This is a genomic window from Prosthecobacter debontii, from assembly GCF_900167535.1.
GTDB lineage: Bacteria > Verrucomicrobiota > Verrucomicrobiia > Verrucomicrobiales > Verrucomicrobiaceae > Prosthecobacter > Prosthecobacter debontii.
On the sequence record NZ_FUYE01000012.1, the window covers coordinates 32,497 to 50,083 of the forward strand.

16 protein-coding genes are annotated in these 17,587 nt (G+C 54.5%); 8 read left to right on the forward strand and 8 right to left on the reverse strand.

Annotated features, from left to right (window positions below; all coding sequences use genetic code 11):
• Positions 1-49 precede the first annotated feature (49 nt).
• The 8 genes from B5D61_RS16805 (at position 50) to B5D61_RS16840 (ending at position 10,392) form a co-directional block, all read left to right on the forward strand.
• Positions 50-667, forward strand: a complete 618-nt coding sequence (locus B5D61_RS16805; protein WP_342753387.1) for an Amuc_1102 family pilus-like protein — start codon at positions 50-52, stop codon at positions 665-667.
• Positions 668-717: 50 nt separating this feature from the next.
• Positions 718-2,445, forward strand: a complete 1,728-nt coding sequence (mul2B, locus tag B5D61_RS16810) for an Amuc_1101 family PilM-like pilus complex protein (protein WP_078814585.1) — start codon at positions 718-720, stop codon at positions 2,443-2,445.
• A gap of 3 nt (positions 2,446-2,448) precedes the next feature.
• Entirely contained in the window at positions 2,449-3,459 is a 1,011-nt protein-coding gene (locus B5D61_RS16815; protein WP_078814587.1) for an Amuc_1100 family pilus-like protein, read from the forward strand.
• Positions 3,460-3,501: 42 nt separating this feature from the next.
• Entirely contained in the window at positions 3,502-4,455 is a 954-nt protein-coding gene (locus B5D61_RS16820; RefSeq protein WP_078814589.1) for an Amuc_1099 family pilus-like system protein, read from the forward strand.
• A gap of 115 nt (positions 4,456-4,570) precedes the next feature.
• A complete protein-coding gene (locus B5D61_RS16825; RefSeq protein WP_245846555.1) occupies positions 4,571-7,075 on the forward strand; it encodes an Amuc_1098 family type IV pilus outer membrane protein in 2,505 nt (834 codons plus the stop codon).
• An 82-nt stretch (positions 7,076-7,157) separates the two neighbouring features.
• A complete protein-coding gene (coaE, locus tag B5D61_RS16830) occupies positions 7,158-7,772 on the forward strand; it encodes a dephospho-CoA kinase (RefSeq protein WP_078814591.1) in 615 nt (204 codons plus the stop codon).
• The gene (rho, locus tag B5D61_RS16835; RefSeq protein WP_078814592.1) at positions 7,769-9,235 is read left to right on the forward strand and encodes a transcription termination factor Rho; all 1,467 of its coding nucleotides are present in this window, start codon (positions 7,769-7,771) and stop codon (positions 9,233-9,235) included. Before coaE ends, rho begins: the two co-directional genes overlap by 4 nt.
• The gene (locus tag B5D61_RS16840) at positions 9,232-10,392 is read left to right on the forward strand and encodes a ribonuclease D (RefSeq protein ID WP_078814594.1); all 1,161 of its coding nucleotides are present in this window, start codon (positions 9,232-9,234) and stop codon (positions 10,390-10,392) included. Before rho ends, B5D61_RS16840 begins: the two co-directional genes overlap by 4 nt.
• Positions 10,393-10,426: 34 nt before the next feature.
• On the opposite strand, the gene B5D61_RS16845 is transcribed toward B5D61_RS16840, so the two are convergent.
• From B5D61_RS16845 to B5D61_RS16880, 8 genes are all read right to left on the reverse strand, one after another.
• A complete protein-coding gene (locus B5D61_RS16845; RefSeq protein WP_078814595.1) occupies positions 10,427-10,804 on the reverse strand; it encodes a VOC family protein in 378 nt (125 codons plus the stop codon).
• Between the two features lie 84 nt (positions 10,805-10,888).
• Complete coding sequence (locus tag B5D61_RS16850) at positions 10,889-11,221, reverse strand: hypothetical protein (protein ID WP_078814596.1); 333 nt, start codon at positions 11,219-11,221, stop codon at positions 10,889-10,891.
• 137 nt (positions 11,222-11,358) lie between these two features.
• Positions 11,359-12,435 (reverse strand): nucleoid-associated protein, encoded by a 1,077-nt coding sequence (locus tag B5D61_RS16855; protein ID WP_078814598.1) that lies wholly within the window; start codon positions 12,433-12,435, stop codon positions 11,359-11,361.
• Between the two features lie 162 nt (positions 12,436-12,597).
• Positions 12,598-13,245: an outer membrane lipoprotein carrier protein LolA gene (locus B5D61_RS16860; RefSeq protein ID WP_078814599.1), complete on the reverse strand. Its 648-nt coding sequence runs from the start codon at positions 13,243-13,245 to the stop codon at positions 12,598-12,600.
• 6 nt (positions 13,246-13,251) lie between these two features.
• Positions 13,252-13,890, reverse strand: coding sequence for a thiamine phosphate synthase (gene thiE / locus B5D61_RS16865; protein WP_078814600.1), 639 nt, complete (start codon positions 13,888-13,890; stop codon positions 13,252-13,254).
• A 22-nt stretch (positions 13,891-13,912) separates the two neighbouring features.
• The gene (gene gyrA, locus B5D61_RS16870) at positions 13,913-16,588 is read right to left on the reverse strand and encodes a DNA gyrase subunit A (RefSeq protein WP_078814601.1); all 2,676 of its coding nucleotides are present in this window, start codon (positions 16,586-16,588) and stop codon (positions 13,913-13,915) included.
• Positions 16,589-16,612: 24 nt separating this feature from the next.
• Positions 16,613-17,005 carry a hypothetical protein gene (locus tag B5D61_RS16875; protein ID WP_078814602.1) on the reverse strand — a complete coding sequence of 131 codons (393 nt, stop codon included), beginning with the start codon at positions 17,003-17,005 and terminating at the stop codon, positions 16,613-16,615.
• A complete protein-coding gene (locus B5D61_RS16880) occupies positions 17,002-17,556 on the reverse strand; it encodes a hypothetical protein (RefSeq protein WP_078814603.1) in 555 nt (184 codons plus the stop codon). Before B5D61_RS16880 ends, B5D61_RS16875 begins: the two co-directional genes overlap by 4 nt.
• Positions 17,557-17,587 lie beyond the last annotated feature (31 nt).

Consider the following 17,587-nt stretch of genomic DNA (forward strand, 5'->3'; position numbering starts at 1 on the left):
GCAGCAACCCACGGGCCGAAACAGAAAAGGAAATTTCCCCCCCCCAGCCATCATGAAAATTCACACAGCTCTCGCTATTCTCGCGTTCGGTGTCGGCACAGCAAGTGCCCAGACAGCTGCCCCCGCCGTCAAAGTGGATGGTGGAAAATTGGAAATCAAATCCATCCAAACGCCTCAGTTCCAAGCTAGCAATGTTGGCGAAAAGCGCTGGCGGCCCAAAGATTGGATGGAAGTGGATTTTTCTTTCCAGATCAAGCTCCCTCAATCTGCCGGTGGCAGGAACGGGGCGCTGGACTCCCTGGCGGTGACTTACTACATCGCGCTGAATGCGCAGACGAAAGATGGCAAATACGAAGTCATCAAAGGGGCCTTCAATTACGTCGATATTCCCGCATCTGAAGATTGCCATGCACTGGCTTATGTGAGCCCGGCGACATTGCGCCGTTTGCTTCAGAAAGATGGTTTTACCCCCTCTGACATCAAGGCTTGGGGTTATGAAGTGACGGTCGGAGGACAGCGCATCGAGGGCAATTCCAGCATGGGAAAAGCTCCGTGGTGGGAAAAGACAGAGAGTTTCTCCATGAACGAAGGTGTGATGCTGGCGAAGACCGAGACCCCTTTTGGTATCCTGTGGGGTGATTACGACGTCAGCGCCAAGAAGCAGTAATCCCTGCTTTCTCATCTCTTCTTTAAAGCAGGCTTTAGAAATAAAATAGCATGGCAGACAGCAAAAGCATAGCGGTCCTGAATCTCGGCTCACAGAGGTTGTCAGGTGCCATTTTCGGTAAATCAGGGGGCGACCTCGTGCTGAAGAAATACGAGTTCATCGACATGACGGGAGATCCCACGGTCGATACCTCCCGGATTCCTCAGTTGAAAGTGGGTGTCCAGGAGCTTGTGGATCGCCTCAAGATCAAAGGGAGTTCCGTTTGCTACGCTGTGGCCGGCCACACCGTGTTTTCCCGTTTCGTTAAGCTGCCTCCCGTTCAGGGGGATCGGATGGATCAGATCGTCGAGTTCGAAGCTCGCCAGAATGTGCCTTTCCCGATCAACGAAGTGACTTGGGACTATGAAGTGGTCTCCGAAATGGGTGAGACTGAAGTGGTTATCGTGGCGATCAAATCGGATTCTCTCAATGAGATTAACGATACCGTCGCCGGAGCAGGTCTGAAGACGAGTTGCGTTGATCTGGCTCCACTCGCCCTGTTCAATGCTTTCCGTTACAGTTATCCCGATGTGGATGAGCCTGTGGTGATTATTGATCTCGGAGCTCGGTCAACGAACCTTGTCTTCATCGAAGATGGTCGATTCTTCACCCGCAACGTTTTGGTCGGTGGCGCAACCATCACCAATTCGGTTTCCAAGGAATTTGGCATTGGTTTCGGTGATGCAGAGCAGCAGAAGCTTTCGGTCGGTTACGTCGCCCAAGGCGGTGCTGTTGAAGAGGATTCTGACCCCGCCATTGCTGCTTTGTCGAAGGTGATTCGTAACTCGGCAACGAGACTGCATGGGGAGATCATGCGCACGATCAACTACTACCGCACTCAGCAGGGTGGTTCCCAGCCGAAACGGGTGTTTGTCTGTGGGGGCGGCGCCCTTCTCGGCAACATGGCCCTTTTCTTGGAAGAGAAGCTGAAGCTTCCGGTGGAAGTCTTCAATCCTCTCCGAGGCGTTCAGTTGGCGGGAGTCAGTGCAGATGCAGTCGCCGCTGATGCCCCTTTCATGGGCGAATTGGTGGGCTTGGCTCTGCGTTCCTCGGGGGGGTGCCCTTCCGAGATTGAATTGGTGCCAGATGTTGTCGCCAATGCTCGTGATGCAGCCCGCCGTGCCCCAGCCTTGATCACTGCAGGCCTCTGCTTGTGGGCAGCTCTAGGGGCTGGAATGATGTATTTCAAGAATACGGAGCGTGTGACCCAGGAGAAGCTGAGCGCCATGCAGGCTGAGAATAATGGCCTCATTGGGATCGCGAATCAAATTCGAGCCCTTGATGGGGTGCAGGCACAATCCATCGCGATGGTTCAACCGCTGATGGAAGCCGTGGGCGATCGTTCCTACTGGGTGCGCTTGCTCAGCGAGATGAATGGTAAGTTCGAAAATGACCTCATCTGGTTGACCACCATTGAACCCTTGAAGGATGGCAAGCCATTGACACCGCCCCTCTTCGGTCAAGAAGAGAGTGCTGCCGCAGAGAGCCCGACGAAGCCCAAAGCTGGCCAGGCCCCTGTTTACGAATTGCGCATTCAAGGCCTTTATCGCAAAAACGATGAGGGGGAACAAGTGGTTTACCGCTTCGCCAGCGCCTTAGCTAAGATGAGCTGGTTTGCCGCTGATAAGTTTGAAGAAAAGCGTGCCAATTTCGTGAGCGCCGAGAGCGGTGTCGAAGAAGACCGCTATGCTTATAAGTTTAACATCAAGCTGCCCCTGAAGCAGCCCATGCAGTTCTAAAAAATGAGTTGGATCCAACAAAACAAAGGGCCGGCTGCCATCCTCGGCGTCACGGCGGCAGGCGTGGCAGGTCTCGGTTACATGCTGTTTTCCTCCTATTCCAGCTACTCCGCTACCCTGGAGCAGTTTGATTCGGTCAACACCAGCATTGCGGCCATGAAGAGTGCTGCGCTGGCACCCACTCCAGAAAACCTGGCTCTCAAGCAGAGCTTGGTGAAAGAGTTTACGGACGCCACCGGGCGTCTGTCGCTGGTGCTCAATAAGCTTCAGGTTAACAATGCGCCGACGACTGATACGGAGTTCCAGGCGAAGCTGAAGGCCAAGATTGCGGAATCACGCAAGACCGCCGCCGATCACGGCATGGGATTGCCTGCCGTTTATAATTTGGCCTTTGATCGCTACACCGGGGAATTGCCCAAGTCTAACGATGAAGCGACCGCACTTTCTGGTTATCTGGATGCGGTGGACACGCTTGTAAATACCTTCGCAAAAGCCGGAGTTAAGCAGCTTGAGATGCTGGAGCGTTCCGAACTGGATTCCGAAAAAGCGGCATCCACAAAGCCTGCTCCTCGTGCTGCGCAGACCCGTCCAGGTGTCCCCGGGCGTCCGGGTGCCCCAGCTGCGGCTGCTCCGAAGCTTTCAGAGCGCCGTCAGGTTAAAGTTCTGCTCACTTTGGATCAAGCCGCTCTTCAGATTCTTCTGAGCAATCTGGCAAGCCCTTCAGAAATGCCCTACTTCACAGTGGTGCGTTTACTGCGCATTGAGAATGAACGTAAGGATGGGCCGCTTCGTTCCGAAGCAAATGTCCCTGCACCGGCTCAAGCTGTGTCTGAAGACGGTGTCTCCGCCCCGCTCGTCCCAACTGAAAATCAGGCGGTAACGACGACCAGAGCAGCGGAGCCTGCACCGGTGGATTCTGTAGCCGTTCTTGGTAACGAGAAGCTCAGGGTCTTCATGGAGATTGACTTGGTTTACTTCTTGAACGCTCAAACTGCCAATGCTGGCACCAAGTGAAGTCGAGAGATCGTCATCACGACCTAAAATCAAATTTGTGATATGCAGAACAGGAACGGGAATTACGAAAAAGTCCTTTTAGGCGTCGCCGCAGCGATTGCCCTCGGGGTCGCAGGTTACCTCGTCTGGACAAGCCAGAGCTTTAGCGAGCGTCTGGTGCGGCGGACTGGCAACTCCAAGAACGATCCAGGACAGCCGCCGACTGCTTTGGTGGATGCGACCATCAAGCGTTTAACCGAGAAAACAACTTGGGTGTCGCCGGTCATCAACGGCAAGCCTGTTCCTCTGAATAAATCGATTCTTTTGGTTAAAAAGGGAGATCAGCTGTTCGACCTTCAATTGGAAGAACCGCAGCTTCGCCCGCCAATGACCAATTCTTACTTGGTGCAGAATGATTTGCCCAACATTCTGTCTCCTAACGTGGGAGATCTAGACGCTGATGCAGACGGGTTCAGCAACCTCGAAGAGTTCAATGCTAAAACGAGCCCGCGTGATCCCAAGAGCCATCCTCCGTTTACCGACAAGTTGGTTCTCAAGCGCCGTATCACCTACGATTACATCATTAAACTCAACAGTAGTTCTTCGCCGTATCAGGTGCAGAGGCTGAAGCCAGACCCCAAGAAGAGCGTCTTCGTTTCACCTGGAGATGAGTTCGGTTTCGATAAGGACGTGATTCGCTTCAAGGCGGTGGGCTTTGAGGCCAAAAAGACAGCCGATCCTACGGTGGGTGAAAAAGATGTGTCTGAGCTAACGATGATCGACAAGGCAACCAACAAAGAGTTTAAGCTCGTGCGTGGATCCGAAACCAATTTGGCGGAGTATGAAGCCGAGTTTGAATTTCTCTTGGGTGACCGCCCAACCCGGACGGTTAAGAAGGGGGACACCTTCCAGATTCCAGGCATTGGCACCACCTATCGCCTGCTCGAAATCGAGGAAAACAGCGCTGTGATTCAACCTGTGGACGGCGGTGAAGCCATCACTGTAACCAGAGGCTAACTTTTTACAAACCAACCAAAAAAACATCTCGCCAGACAGACGCAAATCCTGCTAAACAGCTCGGCTCATTGTTAATTTCGACAAATCGCTCCCTTTTATGATGCACCTCTCTCGAATGAAGAAAAAACAGATTGCCTTGATGGTCGCTCTCGCAGCGCCTGTGGCCGCTACCACTGCTTTTGCAGGTGAAGGCGGCGCCAGCGTTCCCGGCATTGCCGAGCGAGAAATCGCTCGCCGCGCCGCCCGCATTGAGGATGCGCGCCAAGCGATGGAAAAAGGTGACGAGTTTTTCGGTAAAGGTGACTATGAGGCTGCTTTGGCACAGTATCGTTCTGCCAAAGACATCCTGGACCAACTGCCCAACGCTCCATTCATCCAAGACTGGCGGGATTTGGCCAATCTCAAGTTTGCTGATTGTGCGATCGTCGTTGCTCGTGAAAAAGCCAAGATCGGTGATTATGTGGCAGCGAGAAAGCTGATCGAAGAAGCGGAATTGGCGGTTCCAGGCCACCGTGCAGCTCGTGTCTTTGCTAAGCATCTGGATGATCCCGATCGCTGGCCGCCCGCACTGACTCCTCAGCATGTGGAAAATGTGGACAAGGTGAAGAAAGGTCTGCTTCTGGCCAACAGTGCTTTGGAGATTGGCGACTATAACAAGGCTCTGGAAGCTTTTGAGGACGTCATCCGCATTGACCCTTACAACTCGGCCGCCCGCCGTGGTATGGAGAACACGGAGAAGCGCCGGGCAGAATATTTTGATTCTGCTCGTGATCATCAGCGTGCACGCATGCTTAACATGGTCAATGAAGCCTGGGAGCACAAACCCCCAGTTCGTGGCTTGGTAGTCGATCCGATCGCCGCAGGCGGCGCAGAGCCTACCGTGTATCTGACTCGGAAGATGCAGAGCATCATCTTTCCTCAGGTTCAATTCGCAGGTGCTAGCATCGAGGAAGCGGTGGAGTTCCTCCGCGTCAAGAGTCGCGATCTGGATTTGACGGAAACCGACCCTGCCAAAAAAGGTGTCAACATCATTCTCAAAGCTGGTGATACGGCTTCCACAGCGACGATCAGCCTGGACCTCAAGGATGTTCCTATGGTGGAAGCCCTTCGTTACGTCACTGAGCTGGCTCAGATGAAATACAAGGTCGAGCCTTTTGCGGTCATGATCGTTCCCGTTTCGGATGCGACTCAGGAGCAATACACTCGTATCTACCGTGTTCCGCCTGATTTCCGTAGCCTGGGTGGTGGTGGTGCCGCTGCGGCTGCCCCAGCAGCCTCCGCAGACCCATTTGCCTCGACATCAGCCGCTCCGACCAGCAGTCTGATCGTTCAGCAGTCTGCTCTCGATATCTTGAAGTCTCAAGGCATTCAGTTCCCTGAAGGAGCTTCGGCGGTGTTCAACCCGGTCACTTCTCAGTTGATCGTCAAAAACACACAGCCAAACCTTGATCTGGTTGAGGCCTTTGTGGACTCGATTCGCGGCCAAGGTCCGAAGCAAATTTATATCACCTCCAAATTCGTCGAAGTTTCCCAGAAGAATACCGACGAGCTTGGCTTTGACTGGTTGCTCGGAACGGCTGGTAGCAATGTTGAAATCGGTGGTGGCACAGACGGCAACTCCGGCCTGAGCAGCTCCACCATGGTTTATCCGGCCAACATCGCCAGCATGGTCACAGGTGGTGTCATTTCCCCAGTCAGCCGTGGTCTGAGAACGGGTAACAATGCCATCAGCGGAAATGCCATTGATGCCCAAATTACCGGTCTCTCTGATGTCTCCGAAGCACCGGGCGTGTTCAGTGTGGCAGGTGTTCTCACGGACCCACAATTCGGTCTTGTGATTCGTGCATTGGCTCAACGCAAAGGTGTTGATTTGATGAGTGCCCCGAGCGTCACCACCAAGGGCGGGCAGCGTGCAACGATCGAGGTGATTCGCGAATTCATTTATCCGACTGAGTTCGATCCACCGCAGATCCCTACTAACGTGGGCAGCACAACCGGTGGTGGTGGTGCAACCGCGATCCCTGTGACGCCGACAACCCCGACTGCTTTCGAAATGCGTCCAGTGGGTGTGCGTATGGAAGTGGATCCCACTGTAGGTGCGGACGGTTACACCATCGACTTGAACTTGGCTCCTGAAGTGACTGAGTTTGATGGGTTCATCAACTACGGTAGCCCGATCTACAGCGTGACTCCAGCATCGCCTCTTCAGCGAATCTTCAACGCAGCTGGTGTGTTGATTGCTGAAATCGATCCTGTTCCTGCTTCTCGTGTGGAATTGACTCCGAACGTGATCAATCAGCCCGTCTTCTCCACCCGTAAGGTGCAGACGGCTGTTACGATCTGGGACGGTCAGACGGTGGTTCTCGGGGGCCTGATTCGTGAAGACGTGCAGGACGTGGAAGATAAAGTGCCCGTTTTGGGCGATCTGCCCTTCGTTGGTCGCTTGTTCAAGTCCAACGTCGAAGACCACTTCAAGCGTAACCTGATGATCTTCGTCACTGCTAAGATCATTGACCCAGCGGGTCAGCCGATCAATCCGAACATGCAGAATGGTGGCCAGGGTAACGCCGCCGCCTCGGTCGGTGGCGACAATCCGCTGCTTCCATCCGTCGGGAACTAAGTTCACGGTTTGACTCCGTTTTCAAACAGGCAGGTGATCCTTGATCACCTGCCTGTTTGCTTTTACAGGATCAACTAAAGATATGAAATCTTGGATCGTCACCGGAGGGATCGGCTGCGGCAAAAGCTCGGTGTCAGCCATGCTGGCTTCCCACCTGTTGCCCAAAGGGAGCCGTTTTTTTTCGGCCGATTTAGCAGTCCAGAAACTCCTGGATGCTCCAGAGACGTTGGTGCAATTGCGTGCACGGTTCGGTCAGAAAGCGATCGAAATGCGTGAAGGGAGAGAGGTCGCTAATCGGGCATGGCTGAGAGGAGAGGTTTTCGAGCGGGATCAGCAAAGACTTCTCTTAGAAGGGATTTTGCATCCCGGGGTTTTAGTGGCTCTGGAGAAGGATCGAGAGGAGCAGCGAAAGGCGGGAGTAAATCTTTTCCTTGCGGAGGTGCCTCTGCACTATGAGATTGGAGGCTCAGTTTCAGCAGATCTGATCATCGTGGTGGCTGCCAGCCAAGCGGTTCAGAAAAGGCGGTTGATGGAAAGTCGAGGTCTCGACGAATCAATAATCGAAAAGATGTTGAGGGCTCAGTGGCCCATCGAAGCCAAAGTTGAGAAAGCGGATGTGGTCATCTGGAATGATGGTGATCGCGCTGCTCTCGAAGCGCAGGTGCTGACACTGGTAAGACAGCATTGGCAAGCATGAATCCAACCGACACCTTAGAGACCCCTCCCCAGGTCCAGTCCCCCACTCCTGAAACCCAGCCTGTGGCTACATCCGACGCATCGGCTTCGGGGGTGACTGCATCTGGTGTGGAAACGTCCAGCGCCTCTGAGCTTGCCCCGGTAAGTGACAATGCTGAGCCGAAAGAGAAATTCTCCCCACCCGGAGCTGAGCCGCCATTTCCCGTGGAGATTTCGTTAAACGATCTTCAGGATGCTTCTCTGGCGGAGATCCAAGCCCAAGCTGACGCGGTGGGTTTCAAAATGAACGCGAGCCGTTCGAAGCATCAGCTCATTTATGATCTGCTGGCCTGGATGGCCGATCACCGCACGAGAGTGAAGGTGGACGGGATTTTGGAGATTGGGCCGGAGAATTTTGGCCTCATCCGCTATCCTAAATACAGCTTCGCTCCCCTGCCGGAGGATGTTTTCATCCCTCTGTTTCTGGTGAGGAAATTCAATTTACGTCCAGGCAACCGCATCACGGGCTATGCACGGGCGCCGAAAGATCGTGATAAATATTTGGCCATCGATCGCATCTTGGAGGTGGATGGTGTCTCCATCGACACTTGGCAGCCGCCGACTCACTTTGACAAGCTGACGGCGATGTTCCCGAACGAGCGGATCATCTTGGAGATGCCCAAGCCTTGCCCGGTTTCTGTGCGGATCATGGACCTGATCGCACCGCTAGGGAAGGGGCAGCGTGGTTTGATCAACGCGTCTCCGCGCTCGGGTAAGACCGTGCTGCTTAAAGACATCGCGAAAGCGATCGTGCATAATCACAAGGAGATCTCGTTGATCATCCTGTTGTTGGATGAGCGTCCTGAAGAGGTGACGGACTTTGAGGAATCCGTCAACGGCTGTGAGATCTACAGTTCCACATTCGATGAAAGCCCGAAGAGGCATAGCCAGTTGGCTGAGATCGTTCGCGAGCGCGCCTGCCGCCTCGTGGAGGCAGGTAAGGATGTCGTCATCTTGCTCGACTCACTGACTCGTCTGGCCCGTGGGTATAACAGCATGACGGGTGGCAAGGGCCGCACCATGTCTGGCGGTATGGACTCCAAGGCCATGGTGAAGCCGAAGAAGTTTTTCGGTGCTGCTCGTAATGTCGAGGAAGGTGGGAGTCTAACCATTATTGCAACGGCATTGATCGAGACGGAAAACCGCATGGACGATTTGATCTTTGAGGAGTTCAAAGGCACCGGCAATATGGAAGCCACGCTGGATCGTGAGATCTCGGAACGGCGCATTTTCCCGGCGTTGCATGTGCTCAAATCGGGGACTCGCCGTGACGATCTACTTTATCACCCGGAGGAGTTCAAACGGGTCTCTGCCATCCGCAAACAACTCGCCCAGGTGCCGGCTGTGGAAGCCCTCGAACTGTTGATCCGCAATATCAACCGCACGAGCAACAATGCTGAAATTTTGCTGACAGGCCTGAAATGAGCACGGCTCCGCGATTGACTCCTCCCGAAGTTATCCCAGGCGATTACGTCTTTATCGATTCGCCGGATCAGCTTCAGCAATGGCTTTTGGAAACAGAAGCACATCTGGCGCAATCTGCGGATAAACGTTGCTGTTTGGATACGGAGGCGGATTCGCTGCATCATTATCACGAAAAGCTTTGTTTGCTCCAGGTCGCCTGTGCAGGGCGATTCGCATTGGTCGATCCTTTGGCGATCTCCGATGTCTCGGCTTTGCTGAATCTTCTGGATCGGCATGAGCTTTGGTTCCATGGCTCCGACTATGACCTAACGATGCTCCGCCGCACTTATGGTTGGGCGCCCAAGGTCGTGCGTGATACGCAGATCGCCGCCCGCCTTGTCGGCATGCGGCAATTCGGCTTGGCCGCGTTACTCCAGACGGTTTTCGGTCTGGAAATCTCGAAAGCCTCGCAGAAGGCGGATTGGAGCCGTCGTCCCTTGCCTCCACATATGCTCTCTTATGCGGTCGATGATGTGAGGTATTTGTTGCCGCTGGCAGATTACCTCATGCAATTACTCCGCGAGAAAGGACGTGAGTTTTGGTTCGAGCAAAGCTGTCTTGAACTCCAAGAGGATGTTGCCGCGCGCAGTGCGGCACCGAAGGAAGATCCTTGGCGGGTGCAGGGCAGTGGACGTCTTCATCCGAAGGGGTTGGCCATCTTAAAAGCCATGTGGGAATGGCGGGAGAAAATCGCGATGGAGAAGGACATTCCATGCTATCGCGTCATGTCGAATAAACAGATGGTGGCGTTTGCCGAGGTCTTTGAATCGGGTGGGGTCATGCACCCCCCCGCGGGCTGGCGTCCGAAATGGAAGAAGGAATTCCACGAGCTCGTGGCTGAAGTCTTTAAAGCCGGTCAGTCCGCTTGGCCTCAGCGAGTTAAGAAAGCGAAAGCTCGGCTCACGGATGCTCAGCGTGACCAAATCGATCAACTCTGTGGCATGCGCGATAAAATCGCTGAAGCGCTAGATATCGAGAGCAGCTTGTTAGGCTCCCGGAGCACTTTGGAGGAAGTCGTGGCCGTGCAGGCTGGGGTCGGTGCCTTGATGGAATGGCAGCGTGAGATTTTAAAAGCGCCTCTGGAGAGCGTTTTGAGTGCTCAACCTCAGATGAGTTGATCGCGACGATACGATCCCCTGTGCATCGGGTGAATCACAACTGGACCCGATGACAAACTTCAAATCGGTTGCCGCAGGGATCCTCGAAAAACATCGCATAGTAGCCCGGTGCATAAGCCATCGGGCCTTCAATGTTTTGAGCTCCCGCTAGATCGGCGATGTCGGCAATGGCGTCCACGTCCTCCACGGATGCAGCCCAGAAGGCGATGCGGTTTTCATTCGGCACATGCCGCTCAGATTCGGTGACTCCGAAGAAGGCGGCCACACCGTGATCGGCAGCTTCATACTGGAGCCATCCGGGCACATTCATACGGCGTGAGAAACCCAACGCTGGCAGCAACGTTTCGTAAAAGAGAGTGGCCTCGGCGAGGTTCGTGACACGAAGATCAATATGATCGTAAAGTCGGCGCATGACGATTCAAGGGGGGGACTACTGAATCGGATCAGGGCCTCACAATGGATGGGGAAAATAGATGGCGAGGTGACAGGTGCCTGATCAACGCGGACTCTCGAAAAAGATGTAGTTGGTCGAGTAATCGCTGAATTCAAAATACACGCGCTTTTCGCCGTTGTTTTTGATGCCATCGAAGTTCTCATCCAGCACTCCGTAGCCAAACCGATAAGGACGTGCAGTCACGTCAGTGGTCGCTGTCGCCGTCGTTAATTTATCGACCTGGATGAACTTTCGCACCAGCTTTTCCCCGGCGTAAATCTCCAGCACGCCGTTGACGCCGGTCCAATTCTGAAGTGAGCGGCCAATCTGGTTTTGAGTTTCCTGAGTGCAGGATGCCAAAAAGATGAGTGAACTGAGTAAAAGTAAGTATTTCATACCAGAAGCATGTTCGGATCACAGTGACGCAGCGAGTGGAAAGGGTTCCGGTTTTTGTAGGCGGAAGGAGCTTATCGAGTGGCAACAAAAACGGGCAGACCGGAAGGCCTGCCCGCATGAGAAGATTCAAATCCTGGTTAGGCCTGTGAAGCCGAGAGGTCTTTGTTGAAATACACCTTGATGTATTTCATGCCTTTGCGGTCATCGAACCCGCGTTCGAGAAGAGGATCGTTTTCAGTCGAATTGTTGCTGGGTTTGACGTGAATCTCCACACCGGTATCGAGCTTCAGCACGGCACTGATGCGCTTTTTCGCCTTTGTGACGTCCTTTTTGGAGATCTCAAAGGATTTCTCCAGAGGTTGGCCTTGCTCTTCTTCGATCTTGGCTCGGTGCTCTTGGAAGCGGCTCACGGCTTCGGGCGTCTTCAGCACTTCTTGTTCGAATTCTTCCAGATCAAACTTTTCACGCTCTTCAAAGTATTCGAGGGCATCGCGGGCTGCAGAGCAGGTTTCCCAAGGTGGAGTGTCATCTTCAGGTGTGGACTCTTCCAAAAACTCCACGGCCATCTTGGCATAGGCGTTGGTGAGGAAGGCGGAGTCCGGCACAGGTTCCACCCCAAGGAAATCACGCACCCAGAAGCGGGAGTCGCTGCCGCTGCGATCAAAGGTGAGGACGTAATAGCCCTTCTTGGACCAATGGTCGAGAATCAGACAGCCCTTATCGATCTTATCAGGATTGATGCCCTGCTCGGTGGAGATTTGCAGGTCACCGTCCTTGGCGGTGATGCTGAGGAAGGGGACCACGCTTTCGGACTTCAGGATGCAGAGTCCTTGAACGAATTGATCGTCCACCTGGGCCTCTTTGATGTGGGCGATGCAGAGGTCCCCCGATTTGATGTTGGGGTGATTGGACTTCGAGTAGAGGTGTTTGGCGATTTCGACTCCTCGCTTCAGTAGCCCATCTTTGCTTTCGAAGATGGCTTTCACGCAGGTGTTCATCTCGTGATGATCCAGCGAGGAATGATGGGTGAAGCGATGCGGCGTGAGATTTTTGAAGGGCTTCAGAAAAATACCCGTCAATGTGGGCTGGTCTTCCTCAGAAATGGCGAAGACTTCCTTCGAAGTCTGGAGGGGTTCTTCACGTTGAGGATTGCCCACTTTGGCAAGCACGACATGAGTGGCGGAGGCGGTGTTGAGGCGGAGCTTCACAGACATAAAAAGGGGGGCGCGAGCTTAGACAGGAAAACGGTTTGGAAAAGAAAAAGAGGGCTTTTTATGCGACGATTCAGTCAGCACGGCCCGTTTGGGGCCGCGTAAGATCCGGGTAGATCTGGCGATCCAGATGGACTCAAGGTTTAAGACCGTGGAGATCCGGCACTAGCCTCGAGTGAGCAGCTTGTTTTTCTCGTCCAGTGAAACGTCTTGGGGCTCACTGAAAGCCATCGTCAGCGTGGAGCCATCGCCTTGGATCACACGGAGCTGAAGCAGGCGGAAGGTCTTGGGCGAAATCTGGAGATCGAGCTGTTTCAGATGTCTGCGGATGAAGGGGGCTTTAGGCCGTAGAGAAATGGCGGTGACATCCGCGTTCTGCTCCACCGCATCCACCAGGAAGTGCTGTTGGAGCTCCTCGGGAGAAGCTTCATTGCCACTGAGAAAGCGTGACCACATGCGATAACGGGCATCCTTCGCGTCAAGATTTTGCCATTCGCCATCGCCTTCGCGGACCCGAAAATCGGTCAGGTCATTGACCAAGACCGTCTGCGGCGGCTGGCCGAGTTCCCAGCGAAAGGCACCGTCTTTAAAGCGCCAAAATTTACCCGAGGTCGTCACCGGATTTTTCAGGGCAGGAGTGGACCGTGTCTGGCGGAAGTTCACCACCATGTCAGGCATGGTTTTCTGCGCTTCAGCCCATTGCTTGAGTAACGGTGGCAGGGGCTTAGGGGCGGGGCCTTGGGCTTGAACGACAGCGGCATTCACCAGAAACAGTGCGACCCAAAGGAGCCGAAGAGGATGGAACGAGTTCATAGCGATTCAGGGCAGGGATGATTTGATCTGACGAACATACGCCTGCACGTCGGGTGCCAGCAAAAACGCTGAGACAACTACAACTCGCCGCGCACCCGCTTGTAAGACTTCGGGCAGTCGCGCCGCATTCACTCCACCGATGCAAAAGATGGGGAGCTGAACTTGTCGATGAACCTCGGTAATATCGTGCAGACCGATCGGCACATAGTCGGGTTTCGTGCCGGTGGCATACAGCGGGCCAAAGCCAATGTAATCAGCTCCTTCGGCCTCTGCGGCTACGGCTTGGGCGAGGCTATGCGTGGACTTACCCACAAAGACGCCCGGTCCTACGGCGGCACGAGCTTTTGCCACGGCATCATCGTCTTGTCCCACATGCACACCTTCACTACCGACGCTGGCGGCGATTTCGAGATGGTCATTGATGATGAGTGGCACACCATGCTCTCGGGTGATGGGATGCATCACCCGAGCGAGTTTTTCGATCTCCGATAGCGAAAGCTTCTTGGCCCGCAGTTGGAGCAAATCCACTCCGCCCTCACACAGGGCTGCCGTCATGGACTCGACCTGAGCCGGGGCGCAGTAGCCGAGATCAACGATCCCGTAGAGACGTGCGGAAGACAGGGCTGGAAAAGCCGGAGTGGACATCTGAATCGGTTTCAGGACGGACTTAAGACTCGGTGTCGGTGGATTCGGGCTCGGTGCCTGATTCAGCCTCGGAGGATGGAGCGTCAGTTTCGGCGGCGGCTGGAGCTTCGGCTGAAGTTTCACCCGTGATCTCAGGCGTTCCTTCGCTGTTGGCTTCGGCTTCCTCTTCGTCATCGGCGATCACGATGGCGACGTCTTGGATGACTTCGTCCTTCTTGAGGTCCATCAGCTTCACGCCTTGAGCGTTACGACCTGTCTCACGAATATCGGAGACTCGGATGCGCACGTTTTGACCCTTGCTGGTCATGAGCATGAGCTGGTCAGAATCCGCGACAGCCAGGGCTGCGACGACCTTGCCCGTCTTCTCGGTGACATTCATGGTGATCACGCCTTTGCCACCACGATTGGTGAGGCGGTATTCTTCGAAGGCGGTGCGTTTACCCAAACCATTTTCGGAGACCACGAGCATGCGCTTGGTGTGATCCACGGCGGTGAGGGAGACGAGGAAATCGCCTTCCTCGACACGGATACCACGCACCCCGGTGGAGGCACGGCCCATGGAGCGAACGTCGGTTTCCTCACAGCGCACACACATGCCTTCGTGGGTGCTGAGGCAGATCTGGCTCTGACCATCGGTGAGGATGACCTGGATGAGGTCGTTTCCTTCTTCGATGTTGATGGCGATGATGCCGTCCTTGCGGATGTTTTTGAAGGCATCCAGACCGGTCTTTTTCACGGTGCCATCTTTGGTGGCGAAGAGCACGTATTTCTCAGGGCTCCACATGCTCTCATCGGCCACGCCTTGAGCTTCGAGACGCAGGACGCTGTTGATCTTCTCTTCCGGGCGGAGGTTCAGCACGTTTTTGATGCTGCGGCCACGACCGGTGCGGGGTGCTTCCGGGAGCTGATAGACGCGCTCCACATACACACGGCCTGTGTTCGTGAAGAACATGAGGAAGTCGTGCATGTTGGCGCTGAACAGCGTCTCCACGAAGTCGTCTTTGTCTTCTTTGGAGGCGGCTTCCCGGGCTTCCATGCCCTTCAGACCTTTGCCACCTCGAGCCTGGAGACGATACTCATTGGTCGGTGTGCGTTTGACGTAGCCGAAGTGCGTGAGCGTAACGATGTTGGGCTCGTTCGGGATGAGGTCGATGGTTTCAATACCACCACCAGCGGCATCGATACGGGTGATGCGTGGGGTGTTGTATTTGGACTTAATGGCCTGCAGCTCATCTTTGATGATGCCCAGCACGCGCTGTTCTTTGGCCAGGATGTCCATCAGATCGGTGATGGTGGCCAGGAGTTCATCGTAGTCGCCCTTGATCTTGTCGCGCTCCATGCCCGTGAGCTGGTAGAGACGCAGTTCCAGGATTTGATCCACCTGGGTATCGGTGAAAATGTAGCGGTCTCCCTGCACGCTGGGTTGGCTACGGATCAAGATGCCCAGACGTTCGGCTGTGGCGGTGCTGAATTCGTAGGACTTCAGTCCGGCACGAGCTTCATCGCGGTTACGGCTGTCGCGAATGATGCGGATGAAATCATCCAGATGGCCGAGGGCCAAGAGGTAGGCTTCCAACTTCTCGGCCTGTTGCTCGGCTTTGCGCAGGAGGAAACGTGTGCGGCGGATGATCACCTCACGACGGTGCTCGATGTAGCAGGCGATGGCGTCCTTGATGCTGAGCACGCGTGGGCGGCCTCCATCGATGGCTAGCATGTGAATGCTGAAGCTGCTTTCCAGGGCGGTGAACTTGTAGAGATTGTTCAGCACGACCTGAGCGCGAGCGTCGCGCTTCAGTTCCACCACGACACGGGTGTTTTCATCCGACTCATCTCGCACGGAGGTGATCTCAGCGATGACTTTCTCATTCGCCAATTCGGCGATGCGTTTCACCAGTTCCGCACGGTTTACGTTATACGGGATCTCGGTGATGATGATCTGCTCGCGGTTGTTATTCTCCACGATCTCCGCCTGACCGCGCACCCGCACGCTGCCGTGGCCAGTCTCTATATACTCGCGAATGCCATCCACGCCTTGAATGACGCATCCCGTCGGGAAGTCGGGGCCTTTGATGAACTGATTCAGGCCGATGTTAGTGATGGAAGGATCATCGATCTGTGCGCAAACAGCATCCACCACTTCACCCAGATTGTGAGGAGGCATGTTTGTGGCCATACCCACGGCGATACCCGTGCCGCCGTTCACCAAAAGGTTGGGGAAAGCCGCAGGGAAGACGGTCGGTTCAGTGAGACGTTCGTCATAGTTAGGCACGAAGTCCACCGTGTCCTTCTCCATGTCGGACATGAGCGTGCCGCCCAGCGGGGTCATACGGGCTTCCGTATAACGCATGGCAGCCGGAGGGTCACCTTCCACCGAGCCGAAGTTCCCCTGGGGGTCGATCAAGGTCTCACGCATGGCCCAGGGCTGACCCATGTGCACCAGCGTGGGGTAAATGACCGCTTCACCGTGGGGGTGATAGTTACCGGAAGTGTCACCGCAAATCTTGGCGCACTTCATCTGCTTCTTCGGCGGATACAGCCCCAGTTCGTGCATCGCAAACAGGATGCGTCGTTGAGAAGGCTTGAGGCCGTCTCGCACGTCCGGCAACGCACGAGAGATGATGACGGACATCGAGTAATCAAGGAAGGAATTCTTGACCTCGTCGGCAACGGAGATGGGCCGGGTGTTGGATTCTTGCATGGGGAAAGGAGAGACTAAAAATGATTAGGCCCTGGAGAGGGCATTGGCGGAAACAAAGAGATTGCGGACGCGGAATTCAGCAGGGCTCTCCTGCAGGAGGATCATCCGCAAACCATGCGTTTTGGCTGCAAAGAATGGAATTTCGAGAATCCTTTTCGATTCTTGAGCCCAGTCAGGGGCGGAAATCCCATGTTGATGGCTCAGCCATGCTGCTGCTGCTGCAAGATAAGCATCTGCAACGCCTCCATCTTGAAGTCGGGCGTCAAGCAATGCAGGCTCTTCTTGCAGAAGTGCGGCATCTGGCGCCACTCGAAACTGGTCTAGATAATCACGCAAAGCGTAGCCAAACTCTTGCTTAGTGGTCACCGTGGCAAACTGAGCGGCTAAGGTTGGTATGTGAGTCGGTGCACGATTCATCCAACACCTCCCTCACTTAAAATTTCTTCGACAAAGTAACGTGTTTTTGGGGTGAGATTGGATTCAGGATAATAGCGACAGACAATTTCCAAAACCTGACCCGTGCTTTGAAGCCCGAGATGTTTAATCAGAGTTAGAACATCTTCTTTGTCGCCTGAGGTGTCATAGTCGCCAGCTCGAGCGGCTAGACATTTCATGGCTAAAAGATATTGCGCCGAGGGTCGCAAGATTCGCAAGTGACTGAATTGAGGCATGCCTTCAGCCACGAGGTCGCCTACTTGAGATACCCAACCTTTGACGCCATCGTTTAGCCAGATCGAAGGTAAATCCAATTCGTCAGCAACTTCCTCTACCGCGCCAGCTACAATCGTTTTTGGCACGAAGATTCCATCGACATCGCGAGTGCTTTGACGAGCATCGAAGGCGAGGATCATCGCGGCACCGCCGAAAATGCATAACTCTCCCGTCACCTCTTTAGATGCGAGCTTGTCGTTCAAGGCCGCCAAGGCGGCAATGATTTGCTCTTTAGATAACTGGAAGTTGGAACTCATGAAGCTTTGCGGCCTATGGGACCGATATCGA

Excerpts from the sequence above, each read along its gene's own strand:
- mul2B (WP_078814585.1), top strand. The coding sequence starts at position 718 with ATGGCAGACAGCAAAAGCATAGCGGTCCTGAATCTCGGCTCACAGAGG.
- B5D61_RS16815 (WP_078814587.1), top strand. The coding sequence starts at position 2,449 with ATGAGTTGGATCCAACAAAACAAAGGGCCGGCTGCCATCCTCGGCGTC.
- B5D61_RS16820 (WP_078814589.1), top strand. The coding sequence starts at position 3,502 with ATGCAGAACAGGAACGGGAATTACGAAAAAGTCCTTTTAGGCGTCGCC.
- B5D61_RS16825 (WP_245846555.1), top strand. The coding sequence starts at position 4,571 with ATGAAGAAAAAACAGATTGCCTTGATGGTCGCTCTCGCAGCGCCTGTG.
- coaE (WP_078814591.1), top strand. The coding sequence starts at position 7,158 with ATGAAATCTTGGATCGTCACCGGAGGGATCGGCTGCGGCAAAAGCTCG.
- rho (WP_078814592.1), top strand. The coding sequence starts at position 7,769 with ATGAATCCAACCGACACCTTAGAGACCCCTCCCCAGGTCCAGTCCCCC.
- B5D61_RS16840 (WP_078814594.1), top strand. The coding sequence starts at position 9,232 with ATGAGCACGGCTCCGCGATTGACTCCTCCCGAAGTTATCCCAGGCGAT.
- B5D61_RS16845 (WP_078814595.1), bottom strand. The coding sequence starts at position 10,804 with ATGCGCCGACTTTACGATCATATTGATCTTCGTGTCACGAACCTCGCC.
- B5D61_RS16850 (WP_078814596.1), bottom strand. The coding sequence starts at position 11,221 with ATGAAATACTTACTTTTACTCAGTTCACTCATCTTTTTGGCATCCTGC.
- B5D61_RS16855 (WP_078814598.1), bottom strand. The coding sequence starts at position 12,435 with ATGTCTGTGAAGCTCCGCCTCAACACCGCCTCCGCCACTCATGTCGTG.
- B5D61_RS16860 (WP_078814599.1), bottom strand. The coding sequence starts at position 13,245 with ATGAACTCGTTCCATCCTCTTCGGCTCCTTTGGGTCGCACTGTTTCTG.
- thiE (WP_078814600.1), bottom strand. The coding sequence starts at position 13,890 with ATGTCCACTCCGGCTTTTCCAGCCCTGTCTTCCGCACGTCTCTACGGG.
- gyrA (WP_078814601.1), bottom strand. The coding sequence starts at position 16,588 with ATGCAAGAATCCAACACCCGGCCCATCTCCGTTGCCGACGAGGTCAAG.
- B5D61_RS16875 (WP_078814602.1), bottom strand. The coding sequence starts at position 17,005 with ATGAATCGTGCACCGACTCACATACCAACCTTAGCCGCTCAGTTTGCC.
- B5D61_RS16880 (WP_078814603.1), bottom strand. The coding sequence starts at position 17,556 with ATGAGTTCCAACTTCCAGTTATCTAAAGAGCAAATCATTGCCGCCTTG.